Here is a 14,953-nt window from a genome sequence, read left to right on the forward strand (position 1 = left end):
AAATATAATGAGTGTAGATCAAGAAAAATTAAAAGCCCTTAATGAAGCTCTTGGTAAAATAGAAAAAGACTTTGGTAAAGGTTCAGTAATGAGATTAGGAGAAGCAACTTCTCTAGAAATAGATACAATTTCAACAGGTTCTATAGGATTAGATATAGCTGTAGGTATAGGAGGTCTTCCAAAAGGAAGAATAGTTGAAATATATGGTCCTGAATCTTCTGGTAAAACTACAGTAGCATTACACTGTGTTGCAGAAGCACAAAAAACTGGTGGAATAGCGGCTTTCATAGATGCAGAACATGCACTAGATCCAGTATATGCAAAAGCACTAGGTGTTGATGTGGAAAATCTTATAATATCTCAACCAGATACAGGTGAACAGGCTCTAGAGATAGCAGAGGCACTTATAAGAAGTGGAGCTATAGATATAATAGTTGTCGATTCAGTTGCAGCATTAGTACCTAAAGCAGAAATAGAAGGAGATATGGGGGATTCTCATGTTGGTCTTCAGGCAAGACTTATGTCACAGGCGTTGAGAAAATTAACAGGTTCTATAAAAAAATCAAATTGTGTAGCTATATTTATAAACCAGTTAAGAGAAAAAGTTGGTATAATGTTTGGTAATCCAGAAACAACTACTGGTGGTAGAGCACTTAAATTCTATTCATCAGTTAGATTAGATGTTAGAAAAATAGACACTATAAAACAAGGAGATAAAGTTTTAGGTAGTAGAACTAGAGTTAAGGTTGTAAAAAATAAAGTAGCTCCACCATTTAAACAAGCGGAATTTGATATAATGTATGGTCAAGGAATTTCTAAAATAGGTGATTTATTAGATACAGCTGTTGAAATAGATGTAGTTAAAAAATCTGGTTCTTGGTACAATTATCAAGATGTGAAACTAGGACAAGGTAGAGAAAATGTTAAAAAATTCCTTGAGGATAATATGGACTTAACTAATGAAATAGATGCAAAAGTTAGACATTATTATCATTTAGATGGATCTTCTCCAGAAGAAGAAAAAACAGATGATAAAAAAGAAAATGCTAAAAAAGAAGAAGCAAAAGAAACAACAAAATAGATAAAAAAAGAGGCTTTAAAAGAGCCTCTTTTTGTGTGTAAAACATCAATAAAAATAATATAAAAGACAATTTTAAAAATATATAAAAAAATTGTAAATATAATATCTTTATTATAAAGGCACAATCTTGACATGGGTATGAAAACATTATAAAATTAAATAAGGGTATTTTATCCAAACTTAACTATATCCAAAATAAATTCTTTAATAATTAAATAAAATTAAAGATAGTAAAATATAATATTAATATGAATGTGGAGAAATTGGCAAAAGAATGGAGAAATCCTTGAAACTATTGTGAAATAGTTTTAAACATTATAAAGGAGGTGGATGTCATAGATACGATATTAGTAACAATAGGTTGCGCAATAGTAGGTATAATAGTAGGTTATTTTGTTAGAAGAAATATATCTGAAGCTAAAGTTGGGCAAGCAGAAACTAGAGCTAAAGAAATTATAGATAAAGCAAACCATGATTCTGAAACAGTAAGAAAAGAAAAACTATTAGAAGCTAAAGAAGAAATTCATAAATTGCGTACTGAAGCGGAAAAAGAAAACAGAGAAAGAAGAAATGAAGTACAAAAATACGAAAGAAGGGTTTTACAAAAAGAAGAAAACCTTGATAGAAAAACATCTGAATTAGAATCTAAGGAATCAAGCCTTAGAGATAAAGTAAAGGCATTAGACAAAAAAGAGGAAGAAGTTGAATTTATAAAACATAAACAACTTGAAAAACTTGAAAGTATATCAGGAATAAGTTCTGATAAAGCAAAAGAAATAATCCTTACAAATGCAGAAAGAGATGTAAGACGTGAGATGTCTATAATGATTAAAGAAGTAGAATCTCAAGCAAAAGACGAAGCTGAAAAGAAAGCAAGAGAAATAATAGGATATGCTATCCAAAAATGTGCAGCAGATCACGTTGCAGAAACAACTGTTACAGTTGTAAATCTTCCTAATGATGAAATGAAAGGAAGAATAATAGGTAGAGAAGGTAGAAACATAAGAACACTTGAAACTTTAACAGGAATAGATTTAATAATAGATGATACTCCTGAAGCAGTTATACTTTCTGGATTTGATCCTATAAGAAGAGAAGTTGCAAGAATAGCTCTTGAAAAACTTATAGCAGATGGAAGAATACATCCTGCAAGAATAGAAGAAATGGTAGAAAAAGCTAGAAAAGAAGTTGATAATATAATTAAAGAATACGGAGAACAAGCTGCATTTGAAACAGGTGTACATGCTCTTCATCCAGAATTAATAAGACTTCTTGGTAGATTAAATTATAGAACAAGTTATGGACAAAATGTTCTTAAACATTCTATAGAAGTTGCTCATATAGCTGGAATAATGGCAGCTGAATTAGGTGCAGATGTCAAATTAGCTAAAAGAGCAGGTCTTCTTCATGATATAGGTAAATCTGTTGACCATGAAATGGAAGGAACTCATGTTGAAATAGGAATGGATTTACTAAGAAGATACAAAGAATCTAAAGAAGTAATACATGCTATGTCAACTCATCACGGTGATTATGAACCTCAGACAATAGAAGCTGTTTTAGTAACTGCCGCAGATGCTATATCAGCTGCTAGACCAGGTGCTAGACGTGAAACTCTAGAAGCATACATAAAAAGACTTGAAAAACTAGAAGAGATAGCCAATTCTTATGAAGGTGTAGAAAAATCATATGCTATACAAGCTGGTAGAGAAATAAGAATAATGGTAAAACCAGAAGATGTTAGTGATGAAGAAATACATTTATTAGCTAGAGATATGACTAAGAAAATAGAAGAAGGACTTGAATATCCAGGCCAAATAAAAGTAAGCATAATAAGAGAAACTAGAGCAATAGAATATGCAAAATAATAGAAATAAAAGCTATCTCATATGAGATAGCTTTTAATGTATAAAAAATAAATATAGATACTAAAAGGGAATAGAGATGTTAATGTTTAAATATATAAATAGAAAAGACGAGGGGGGAAAATAAATGAACTATTACGAAAATATAAATTCGCAATTAGAAGCCCTGAAACTTAAGGAAATAGAAAAGTTATTTTATAATAAAATAAAAAAAGGTGGAAAAGTAATTCCTAAAGTAATACCTTTCAAAGGTGTAAATACTGATATGTTATATATAAAAGATAACAAAGTGCTATTTCTTAAGTTTATGAATACAACTGATGAATTATTCTCTATACTAGATGAAGAACTTTTGGAGATAATGAAGGAAGAATATGATTTACTAAAAATAAAAATGCAGCAAAATCATCCACAAATATCGTTTGATTATATATTTGTAATGCCATATGTAAACTTAGATGGAGAATATGGATTTGGAGAATTTGCTAAAAATAATATAATAGACAAGAAAAAAAGTAAATCAATTTTAAATGGTAAAAAACATATAGAAGATTATATGAAAAAAGAAAATGAAGAAATAGTATTAAATTTATTCTTATTTGATGTATGTTCAGAATATTATATATTAGATAGTAGATTACACTTAAATAAAGATTTTAAAAAAATATCTTTCTTCAATAATGATTATGAATATACAGCAACTATTATGGAAAATAGACAGATTGTTGAAGTCGATTCTATAAAATATGGAACTACACTATACAATGGTGCATCAGGAACTGGAAAAACATCTCTAATGCTTAGTAGAGCTATCAAATTATCAAAGATATATCCTCATCATAAATTCTTGATTATAACAGAAAATAAACAGTCTAGCAGCGATTTAAGAGAGAAGTTAGAACTGTTATATGGTGATGTTGCAAATCTAGAAATACATACATTTAGTTCTTTTGTATTTAAACTTGCAAGAATATATAATTTAGTGTTTGATTATAGTATGCTTAAAAAAGATTATGAAAAAACTTTTGAAAATTTAATAAAACAAGCAAAAAATGTAATAAAAAATAAAAGAATGTTTAAAGGAATATTTATAGATGAAGCAGAAAACTTTAATGAAGAACAAATAAAATTCTTAGAAAGCTTCTTATATAAAACTAAACATATATTTAATATATTTAACTGCAAAGCTATGAACCTTACAAATAATATGAATATTTTTAAAAGTAAATTTGAAAATATCCATATAGATAGAATTATAGAATTAAAAAATAATTATAGACAAATAGGAAGTCTTGTAGATTTTTCTAATAAATTAGGAGAAAATGCAGATAAATATTATAAAAGTATAAGAAAAGATGTTAAAAAAGATATATTCTTAAAATCAGAATCAGTTATTGATTATGGTAAAAATCAGGTAGCTTTAATAAAAGTAAGTGATTTAGATGACCAGATTAGTTCTGTTATATGGGAAATTGAATACTTTGTAGATAAAAAAGGACTTGATTATTCTGATATAGCAGTTATATATCCTTTTAATAAAAAAAGACTCAAAAATGGAAAGACTATATATTTCCAATATATGATAAAAAAAGCATTAGATGAAGCTGGTATAGAGGTTATAATGTCAGATGAAAATCTAACTAGCTTAAGTAGAAAAAATGGTGTTACATTATCAAATATATATACAGTAAAAAATCTTGAATTTAAAGCTGTAATAATATGTGAATTAGAAATGCTTTATAATCAAAAAATAGCTGATACTACTCAAGATTATCAAGTAAATGATTTTGCTGGAGATATAAATAAAGTATATCATGCTGTGAATAGAGCAACAGATTATGTAAGTTTTGTAACAACTTTTAGTGAAGATACTAGTGATATAATAAAAATTATAAATGATGCTGTTGAGAGTGAAAAAATTATAAATATATAATAGAAAAAGGGATTTGTTAACTACAAATCCCTTTTTTATACATACATTAAGAACTGTTTTATATTTTTCAGATCGATTTATTTAAGAAGTCCAAAGTATAAAAGTACGATTATACCAAGAACAATTCTATAATATCCAAATACCTTGAAATCGTGTTTTTTAATATAGTCCATAAAGAATTTTATAACTATAACAGAAACTACAAATGCTACTACAGAACCAACACCTAATATCAACCATTCAAAACCAGAGAATGCAAATCCAGTTTTTACTAATTTTAATAAACTAGCACCTAACATAGTAGGTATTGCTAAGAAGAATGAAAATTCTGCAGCTACATATCTAGAAGCACCTAAAAGTGTAGCACCTATGATTGTAGAACCTGATCTAGAAGTTCCTGGAATAAGTGCTAAACATTGGAAAAGACCTATTCCAAGTGCAAGCTTATAAGATACTTGAGAAAAATCAGAAGCTTTAGGTTTTTTATCTCTATTTTCAATAACTATCATAATAACACCATACACAATAAGTGCAAGTGCTACTGTAGTAGAATTGAAGAATAGACGGTCTATATCATCTTCAAATAAAACACCAATTATACCAGATGGTATAACAGCTACTATTACTTTTGTCCAAAGACTAATAGTTTCTTTCTTTTCAACTGTACTTTTACTTGAATCAAAAGGATTTAATTTTTTGAAGAATATAAGTAAAACTGCAAGTATTGAACCAAATTGAATTACAACAAGAAAAGTACTTATAAATGTTGGTGAAAAATTAAGTTTTATAAATTCATCAACAAGAATCATATGCCCAGTACTACTTACAGGTAGCCATTCAGTTATACCTTGAACAATACCAAGTAATACGGCTTTAAGTATTTCTATCAAAATGTTACCTCCTAAAATAATTTTTATATTCTAATAAATTATATAAAATTTTATAATCTTATACTTAAAATATGATATCATAATGAAAGTAAGTTAACAAGTAAGTATAAGTAATTATTAAGTAATCTTAACATAATCTATAAATCTAAATATGCAAAATAAAAAAGAAGGATAATAAATTATCCTTCTTAAATATATTTAAAATAAAATTATTTATTAAGCTTAACGTATGCTTCTATACCTTCTTTAAGAAGTTTTGCAGCTTTTCTAAGGTCTTCTTCTTTTAATATATAAGCAAGTCTTATTTCATCTTTTCCAAGTCCTGGAGTAGCATAGAATCCTTCTGCAGGAGTAGCCATTACTGTTTCTCCATCAACTCTAAATTCAGTAAGCATCCATTTTACAAAGTCTTCTGCATTATCAACAGGAAGTTTAGCAACTATATAGAAAGCACCTGTTGGTTTTTCGCATATTACACCATCAACTTTCATTAATTCAGAATAAAGAACATCTCTTCTTTTTCTATATTCATCATTAACTTCTTTGAAATAAGATACTGGAGTTTTATAAAGTTCAACAGCACCGATTTGTTCTAATGTAGGAACGCAAAGTCTTCCTTGACAAAGTTTCATTATCTGAGCGATAAGACCTTTATTTTTAGAAGCTATAGATCCTATTCTAGCACCACAAGCACTATATCTTTTAGAAACAGAATCTATTATTATAACTCTATCTTCAACTTGTTTTAAGTTACCAAAACTAGTATATTCAAGACCATCATATACAAATTCTCTATAAACTTCATCAGATATTATCCATAGATTTTTTTCTATTGCTATTTCAGCTATCATTTCTAATTCTTCTTTAGTGTATATAGCACCAGTTGGGTTTCCTGGATTAGAAAGTAATATAGCTTTTACTTTATCATCTATTTTAGAAAGAATTTCTTCTTTTGATGGTAAGTGGAATCCATTTTCAGCTTTTGTTGTTATTGGAGTAACCCCTACATTAACACATTGACCAAATCCATTGTAGTTAGTATAGAATGGCTCTGGTATTAAAAGTTTATCTCCTGGGTCACAAGTAGCCATCATAGTGAATAATAATGCTTCAGAACCCCCATTAGTTATAAGAAGTTCATCTTTATCAAAGTGCATATCATAAGTTTTATAATAATTTTGAAGAGCATCTATAAGTTCAGGTATACCCTGAGATACAGCATATTCTAATACTTCATGATCAAAGTTTTTAACAGCATCAAAAAATCCTCTTGGAGTTTTTATATCTGGCTGTCCAATGTTAAGATGGTAAACTTTTACTCCATCAGCTTTTGCAGCAGTTGCAAAAGGAACTAATTTTCTTATTGGTGATTCCTGCATAGCGCAGACTCTGTTTGAATAGTTATTCATTTTATAAATACCCCCTAAATTTAAATATACAACTATATATTTTAATAGTATTAATATATTTTTAAATATATAAACTTTATAAAAAGCTTTTCCTACTCCATAATAACATATAAGTTTTAAAAAGACACCCTATTTATTAAAAAAAAATTGACAGATATATATTTAACAAAAAATAAGAAATTTTCAGAAAATAAAAGTTTTTATATAATATTTTATGTAAGATAAGAGAAAGTTTTATAAAAATCTGATATAATAAAAATAACAAATTTTATTTTTAAAATGTTATATTAGGAGGTAGCCGACTTGAAAAGAGAGTTAAGAGTTGATCCTACAAATAATGATATTATAATATTTGCAAGAGAAAGAGCAGCTAGACCACTTGATAAAGTTAAACAAAATATTTCAGAAGAAAATCATAATGAAGAGGAATATAAAGAAGATTGTCCATTTTGTAGCGGAAATGAGGAAAAAACATCAGAATCAGTTGAAGAAATATGTATAAATGATAAATGGATTGCAAAATCGATAAAAAATAAGTATCCAATTGTCGATATGGAATCAGAAGAAATATATGGAATACACGAAGTAATAATAGAAAATTTTAGACATAATGCAAATTTTTTTAATATGACTGAAGAAGAATTTAAAATAATGTTTAAACTTTATATAAATAGGTATAAATATTTATCGAGAGAGAAAGGAATAGAATATGTAAATTTATTTAAAAACTTCTTAAGAAGCTCAGGTGCATCTTTGATGCATTCACATGCACAAATAATAGCATTATCAATGATACCACCAGAAGTTCAAAAAGAATTAGTGATAGCACATGATTACTATGGTTGGGAAAAAACTAATTTATATGAGGATATTTTATCAGAAGAAAGAGAATATAAAAAAAGAATAATTTATTCTGGAACTAGATTTTTAGCTTTAATACCATCTGCAAGTAAAAATCCAACAGAAGTTAGAATAATATTTGATAAGGGAGTGAAATTTGAAGATTTAGATGAAAACGATATAGAAGAACTTTCTTATTCTTTTAAAAATATATTTAAAAATTATGAAGAAATGTTTGGTATTATACCGTTTAATATATGTGTTCATTCACATCCACTTGGAATAGAAACAAAAAAATATTTTAATTTACATATACATATATTTCCAAGAAAATTTAATTATGGAGGATTTGAATTGAGTACAAGTATGTATGTAAGTTCGTTTCCACCAGAAGAAATAGCCGAAAAAATGAGAATAAAAGAAAAATAAGGAGAGTAGTATGAAATTTATATCATGGAATGTAAATGGGATTAGAGCTTGTGTAACAAAGGGCTTTATGGATTTCTTTAATGAAATAGATGCAGATATATTCTGTCTTCAAGAAACAAAATTACAAGAAGGTCAAATAGATTTAAATCCTGAAGGATATGAATCTTATTGGAACTATGCAGATAAAAAAGGATATTCAGGTACTGCAATTTTTACAAAAAAGAAACCTTTATCAGTTAATTATGGAATAAATATAGATGAACACGACCATGAAGGAAGAGTTATAACATTAGAATTTGAAGATTTTTATTTTGTAACAGTATATACTCCAAATTCTCAAACAGGATTAAAAAGATTAGAATATAGAATGAAATGGGAAGATGATTTTAGAAATTATTTAAAAGAATTAGATTCTAAAAAACCTGTTGTTATGTGTGGGGATTTAAATGTTGCACATAAAGAAATAGATTTAAAAAATCCTAAAACTAATAGAAAAAATGCAGGATTCACAGATGAAGAAAGAAATAAATTTACTGAGTTTTTAGATAGTGGATTTATAGATACATTTAGATATTTTTATCCTGATGCTGAGGGAATATATTCTTGGTGGTCTTATAGATTTAATGCAAGAAAGAATAATGCAGGGTGGCGTATAGACTATTTCTGTACATCTGAAAAAATGAAAGATAGATTAAAAAGTGCAAAGATACATACAGAAGTACTAGGTTCAGACCATTGTCCAGTAGAACTTGTAATAGAATAAATTAAAATTGTATATTTACTAATACAAAATATAGATTTATTAATATTAAATATTTATTTACTTAAAATACAAATAAATGTACGGTATATAACGAATAATAATATAAAACAAAAAAGAGATAGGTTTTATTACCTGTCTCTTTTTTTATGCTTTTTAAATTTTTTCTTCAAATTATGTCTTCTTAAAATTTCATCATTACTTATATTTTTTTTTATATATTGTGTCATACTAAGTATTTTTTTTTCTTCTTTAGATAAGTTTCTTTTCAACTTTTTTTCAAAAGAAGTACATTCTTTTTGGAAAATATCATCATCTAAAGGATCTAGACCATACGGAGATTTATTTGATAAATTAGTGTATAAATAAATATTTGGTTTAATATTTTTGGGGTTAATAGCTGAAAATACTTTTGCAGTATAATAAGCATCATTTAAAGCATTGTGGTAAGGGATATTATCTTGTAAATTTAAAGCTATAATAGCATTTTCAAGTCCTATTGATTGTGCAGTAGTATTGTTAATAAAATCAGAAGCATAATACTGTACATCTATATAGGATTTTGGAATTTTAGATGAATCTAAATTATGATATGTTATATTTCTATAAAGTTCCCTTAAATCACTTTTTCCCCAAACACAAAATATAGAATCTTTATCTGATAAAAAATCTGTAAAATTTTTAAAGGCCTCTTTAAAACTAGGAGCATTTTTTAAATCTTCAATACTAATACCTGTTATTTTTGATACATAAGGATGCATAGATGTGTAAAGACATGGTTTTACGAAAGTGTCAAAAGCAGCTATTATATTAAAATTACTATCCAATTTAACAGCACCTAACTGTATAATCTCAAAAGGACATGAATTATCTGAAAAAGTTTTGTTGGATTTTCTATTAAATCCTTGATTAAACTCTAAATCAAATACGATATACTCCATCATAACCTCCATAATATAATAAATTAATATAATTAGTATAATACAAAAATTGATTTGAGTAAATTAATAAAACATTAATAAATGAAAATATAAAAAATATAAAATAAATTGAGAAATTTATTGAAAAAAATGTATTATTAGAAAACGTTGAATTATCAAAAAATATTGCAGATAATTTGTATATGTTATATAATATTAAAATAAAAAAGACGAATATTTTTTTGTTAAATATTAAAAAAGTACATATAAATAAAAAAGAAAAGAGGGCAAAATATGGGTAAAGAGCTATTATACAAAATAGATAAGAATGAACATACAACTGAAGATATTAAAAGAATACTTGAAGAAAATTCAAATATAAAATTTGTATCTTTAATGGGAGTTGACCTTGGGGGAAATGCTACAGATGAAAAAATACCTATGAAAATTTTTCTTGATGATATAGAAGATTTTTTAGCATCAGCAGTACAGACTGATGGTTCTAGTGTTGAGCTATACAACATTGCCACTTTAAATAATGCAAAAGTAGATCTTATGCCAGATAGAGATTGTAGATGGTATGTAGATTATAATATGGAATATATAGACGAAGAAACAGGATTACCAGTAGGGACTTTAAAAATTCCTGCATTTTTAATTCATGATAATAAAAAAGTTTGTTCAAGAGGTATTCTTCAAAAAGCTGATAAATATTTTAAAGATACTTTAATGGAAATATTTAAAAATTATCCAAAGGTTTTAAATAACTTAGGTATAGAATCTATTTCTGAAATAGAAGAAATAGGTCTAACAGCAGCGACAGAACTTGAATTTTGGGTAAATACTCCAGAAGATAAAGCTGACCTTGAAAAATTATATACATCTCAGAGCTTAAAAGAACAATATTGGAAAAGAACTCATGGTGTAATAAGAACTTGTTTAGAGGAATCTTTAATTATACTTGAAAAAATGGGAATAGAACCTGAAATGGCACATAAAGAAGTTGGTGGTATACCAAGCTCTATAAGTATAGAAGGTAAAACAAATCATGCTATGGAACAGCTAGAAATTTCTTGGAAATTCTCTAATCCTCTACAAGCAGCAGATAATGAACTTATAGTTAGAGATGTTGTTGAAGATGTATTTACAGCACATGGACTTGAAGTTACATTCAAAGCAAAACCTATAGATGGAGTTGCTGGAAATGGAGGACATACTCATTTTGGTGTTAGCGTATTATTAAAAAATGGAAAGAGAAAAAATGTATTTGCTCCAACAGATATGAAAAATGATTATCTAAGTATCGCTGGATACGGTGCACTTATGGGAATGTTATATAACTATGAAGTTATAAATCCATTCGTTACGTCATCTATAGACGGATTTAACAGATTAGTACCAGGGTTTGAAGCTCCAATATGTGTTGTTACATCATTAGGACATACATATGAACAACCATCAAGAAATAGATCTGTTCTAGTTGGACTTATAAGAGATATGAAAAATCCAAAAACTTTAAGATTTGAATTAAGATCTCCAAATCCATTATCAAATAAATATTTAGTTATAGCTGCGGGATATCAAGCTATGTTAGAAGGAATAAAAGTTGCAGCTGAAAGTGGTTTTGATACTAAAGAATTAGAAAAAGAACTTTCTAAAAAGGCTGGAGAAGAAGGATTCTATCTTGAAAAAGATAGATCTTATAGAGATGAACATGATATATTTGAATACTACAGTGAAGAAGAAAGAAGAAGACGTTTTGGAAATCCTCCAGCTACAGTATATGAAAATATGAAAAATATTGAAAAATTCTCTCATAAATTAAAATGCTTAAAACAGGGAGATGTATTTACAGATGCAATTATACAATCTTTCAAAGTTGGAGCAATAGATAAATGGCAAAAAAAATTAAAAACAAGACTTATAGAACAGAATATAACTAGAATTAGAGCATTAAAAAAATTACATACCCCAGAAAATATGGATGCACTTGATGAAGTTATATGGAAATCTATATCAGATATGAAATATGATTTAATGAAAGATACATTAACTAAAGAATCTTTATTTACAAAAGTTAGAAATGCTGTAGATAATAAAGAATATGCAGAAGCATCTAGATTACAGTTAGAAATGAAAAGAAAAATGAATGAAATAGAACAGTTATACTTAAAATACAAGAAAAACATCTACTAGAATTTATAAAAAATAATTGATGTAAATACAAGATAGTTTTAAAGTATATAAAATATACTAAAATTAAATATATTAAAATCAAATTTATAAAAAAATAATCCTCTTAAAATGAGGATTATTTTTTATATACTATATTTTTCTAAAATATTTTCTATATAAAGAGCAATATTTTCTGGTTGAATAGTTTGCCTAAACGATTCAATATTGTTATTCATAAAAGATATAGTAGAATCAAATTTACCAGATGCGATATTTTTTAGTATAGCTTGTAAATCTTCCTCATCACTATATAAAAGACCAATACCTTTATCTATAATAAATTTACCATTTTCTATTTCTTGTCCTAATTTAGGTATTTTAACCAAAAGAGGAGTTTTTGAATAAATTGCTTCAAATAATGTTGCTCCACCTGGTTTTGTAAGCATTAAATCATGTGATTTTAGAAGTTCATCCATATTATTTACAAATCCAAGTACTTTTATATTTTTTAGAGGAGATTTTTTAGTTAGATTATTATATAATTTATCATTTGTTCCTGTAACTATAGTCGCCTCTATTGAAGAGCCTTCATTGGAAATAAAATCATCAATCCATCTCATAAAGTCTTCTGATATATCAAATAATCCTCTTCCACCACCCATAATAATTATTCTGTACTTTCCTTTTTTATAATCTTTTTTTTCGACTCTGAATGTATCACTTATTGGAACACCAACAACTTCAACCTTATCAGGAGAAATTCCTCTTTGCATAAACCTATTTTTTATTTCAATAGAAGGAACAAAATATAATTCTGTGTTTTCAAAAATCCATTCCATACTATCGACAACATCTGTAATAACTGTTACAGCAGGAATAAAATAGCCATCATCTGAATTTCTAAAATTATTAACACAGGCAGCAGCAAGTGGAAATGTAGAAATTATAAGGTCTGGATTTAAATCTTCTATAAATCTAGAAAGTTTTGGCGTATACACTCTATGAGCGAGATCATATTTAGAAGTAAATGATTTTTTTAAATAATAATAACAGTTATATAATTCCGGTGTATACTTAGTGTTTTTTTCATAAAATTTAACCATAGGTTTATTTAACTTTGGAACACTAGCATCAATAAAATTTTTTATAACGATATTCACATTTTCTTCGCTTTGTAAAATAGAGTTTTTAATTGCATTTGCTGCACTTACATGACCAGCACCAAATCCAGCAGTAAGTATAAGTATTGTTTTACCTGAAAGAATAGACAATCTATCACTCCTAACTAAAAATATATTTAATAATTATTTAATTCTTTTTCAAAAACTTTATTTCCAAGTACAGTTAAATCTTTTAAGAAATACTCAAACATAACTCCATCATTTCTACTAATATCAAATTTTGAAGTATGTTCTATAGATTTTGAAACAAAGTCTATAGCAGTATTTACGGAAAATATAAATTCAAAACCACCAGTTAACATAGCACTTACAATAGATGCAAAAATATCTCCAGTTCCACTATATGATGATTTTAAATATTTTTTAGAAATAAAAGATTTTTCTCCTGTAACTTTATCATACACAAAGTTTGTAATAATTTTGTTATTATCTTCATGTATACCTGTAATAACAACTTTAGAAGGACCCATATTTGAAATCTGTTTAGCTATATCTTCTATATCATCTCTATTTAAATTATGATAATCCTTATGTCTATTTGTAAGAAGACAAGCTTCTGTTATATTTGGAGTAGTTAAATCTGAAAGCTTTATAAGATCTTTTATTTCTTTTATTATCTTATCAGAAAATACAGGATAAATTTGACCTTCATCACCCATTACAGGATCGACTACTATAAAGGATTCTTTATTTTCAGAAATAAAGTTTTTGACAAGTTCAATTTGTTCTATAGAACCTAAAAATCCACTGTAAATAGTATCAAATGAGAGATTTAATTTTTTCCAAGTATTAGTATAATTTTTCATTTCAGATGTGAAATCTAAAAATGTAAAATGTGGATATCCAGTTTGAGATGAAAGAATGGCTGTTGGAAGAGGACAACATTGTACTCCTAGTGATGAAATTATAGGTATTGCAACACTGAGCGAACATTTTCCTACACCTGAAAGATCATTAATTGCTGCGATTTTTTTTTGCATTTTTATTCCTCCTAAATAATATCTTCTATTAATAATAATATAATACTATATACAAATACTAAATTCAAATTTAACAGAATAATTATCAAATATATTTAAGAATATAAACGATTACACTATAAAAAAAATGGTAAAATAAATAACATTTGACATAAAAATATAGATATGTTAATATTAGATATATACTTATCAAATGATAAGTAAAGTGTTTTAGTTCTAGGAGGATTTACTAATGAAAACTGGTGTAGTAAAATGGTTTAACAATGAAAAAGGATTTGGATTCATATCTGTAGAAGGTGAAGATGATGTATTCGTACACTTCTCAGCTATACAGACAGAAGGATACAAATCATTAGAAGAAGGACAGAAAGTTGAATTTGAAGTAGTTGACGGTGCAAAAGGACCTCAGGCTGCTAACGTAGTTAAATTATAATAATAATTTCGATTATAAAATAAATTCATATAGATGAGTTCGATATTCTAAAAAAAG

Annotated in this window: 12 protein-coding genes; 7 read left to right on the forward strand and 5 right to left on the reverse strand. The window is 26.8% G+C overall.

What is annotated here, in order from left to right:
* Positions 1–7: 7 nt before the first annotated feature.
* The 3 genes from recA (at position 8) to Q1J78_RS02010 (ending at position 4,879) form a co-directional block, all read left to right on the forward strand.
* The gene (recA, locus tag Q1J78_RS02000; protein WP_300280118.1) at positions 8–1,081 is read left to right on the forward strand and encodes a recombinase RecA; all 1,074 of its coding nucleotides are present in this window, start codon (positions 8–10) and stop codon (positions 1,079–1,081) included.
* Between the two features lie 326 nt (positions 1,082–1,407).
* Positions 1,408–2,949 (forward strand): ribonuclease Y, encoded by a 1,542-nt coding sequence (gene rny, locus Q1J78_RS02005; protein WP_300280121.1) that lies wholly within the window; start codon positions 1,408–1,410, stop codon positions 2,947–2,949.
* A gap of 124 nt (positions 2,950–3,073) precedes the next feature.
* Complete coding sequence (locus tag Q1J78_RS02010) at positions 3,074–4,879, forward strand: DEAD/DEAH box helicase (protein ID WP_300280124.1); 1,806 nt, start codon at positions 3,074–3,076, stop codon at positions 4,877–4,879.
* Positions 4,880–4,956: 77 nt separating this feature from the next.
* Here the strand turns inward: Q1J78_RS02010 and Q1J78_RS02015 are convergent, their stop codons facing one another.
* The gene (locus Q1J78_RS02015; RefSeq protein WP_300280127.1) at positions 4,957–5,769 is read right to left on the reverse strand and encodes an undecaprenyl-diphosphate phosphatase; all 813 of its coding nucleotides are present in this window, start codon (positions 5,767–5,769) and stop codon (positions 4,957–4,959) included.
* A 209-nt stretch (positions 5,770–5,978) separates the two neighbouring features.
* Complete coding sequence (locus Q1J78_RS02020) at positions 5,979–7,178, reverse strand: pyridoxal phosphate-dependent aminotransferase (RefSeq protein ID WP_300280130.1); 1,200 nt, start codon at positions 7,176–7,178, stop codon at positions 5,979–5,981.
* A 303-nt stretch (positions 7,179–7,481) separates the two neighbouring features.
* On the opposite strand from Q1J78_RS02020, the gene Q1J78_RS02025 reads away from it, so the two are divergent.
* Together Q1J78_RS02025 and Q1J78_RS02030 are read left to right on the forward strand one after the other, a co-directional pair.
* Positions 7,482–8,447, forward strand: coding sequence for a galactose-1-phosphate uridylyltransferase (locus Q1J78_RS02025; RefSeq protein WP_300280133.1), 966 nt, complete (start codon positions 7,482–7,484; stop codon positions 8,445–8,447).
* Between the two features lie 10 nt (positions 8,448–8,457).
* Positions 8,458–9,210, forward strand: a complete 753-nt coding sequence (locus Q1J78_RS02030) for an exodeoxyribonuclease III (protein ID WP_300280135.1) — start codon at positions 8,458–8,460, stop codon at positions 9,208–9,210.
* A 128-nt stretch (positions 9,211–9,338) separates the two neighbouring features.
* On the opposite strand, the gene Q1J78_RS02035 is transcribed toward Q1J78_RS02030, so the two are convergent.
* A complete protein-coding gene (locus tag Q1J78_RS02035) occupies positions 9,339–10,148 on the reverse strand; it encodes a 3'-5' exonuclease (RefSeq protein WP_300280138.1) in 810 nt (269 codons plus the stop codon).
* A 273-nt stretch (positions 10,149–10,421) separates the two neighbouring features.
* On the opposite strand from Q1J78_RS02035, the gene Q1J78_RS02040 reads away from it, so the two are divergent.
* A complete protein-coding gene (locus tag Q1J78_RS02040) occupies positions 10,422–12,323 on the forward strand; it encodes a type I glutamate--ammonia ligase (RefSeq protein WP_300280141.1) in 1,902 nt (633 codons plus the stop codon).
* Positions 12,324–12,445: 122 nt separating this feature from the next.
* Here Q1J78_RS02040 and Q1J78_RS02045 read toward each other — a convergent pair whose 3' ends face one another.
* Entirely contained in the window at positions 12,446–13,573 is a 1,128-nt protein-coding gene (locus Q1J78_RS02045; protein WP_300280144.1) for an MGDG synthase family glycosyltransferase, read from the reverse strand.
* A gap of 26 nt (positions 13,574–13,599) precedes the next feature.
* On the reverse strand, positions 13,600–14,463 hold the full coding sequence (locus tag Q1J78_RS02050) for a pyridoxamine kinase (RefSeq protein WP_300280147.1): 864 nt from the start codon (positions 14,461–14,463) through the stop codon (positions 13,600–13,602).
* Between the two features lie 232 nt (positions 14,464–14,695).
* On the opposite strand from Q1J78_RS02050, the gene Q1J78_RS02055 reads away from it, so the two are divergent.
* Positions 14,696–14,896: a cold-shock protein gene (locus tag Q1J78_RS02055; RefSeq protein WP_006440166.1), complete on the forward strand. Its 201-nt coding sequence runs from the start codon at positions 14,696–14,698 to the stop codon at positions 14,894–14,896.
* The last annotated feature ends 57 nt before the right edge of the window (positions 14,897–14,953 follow it).

The organism is Peptacetobacter sp., from assembly GCF_029264495.1.
Classification (GTDB): domain Bacteria; phylum Bacillota; class Clostridia; order Peptostreptococcales; family Peptostreptococcaceae; genus Peptacetobacter.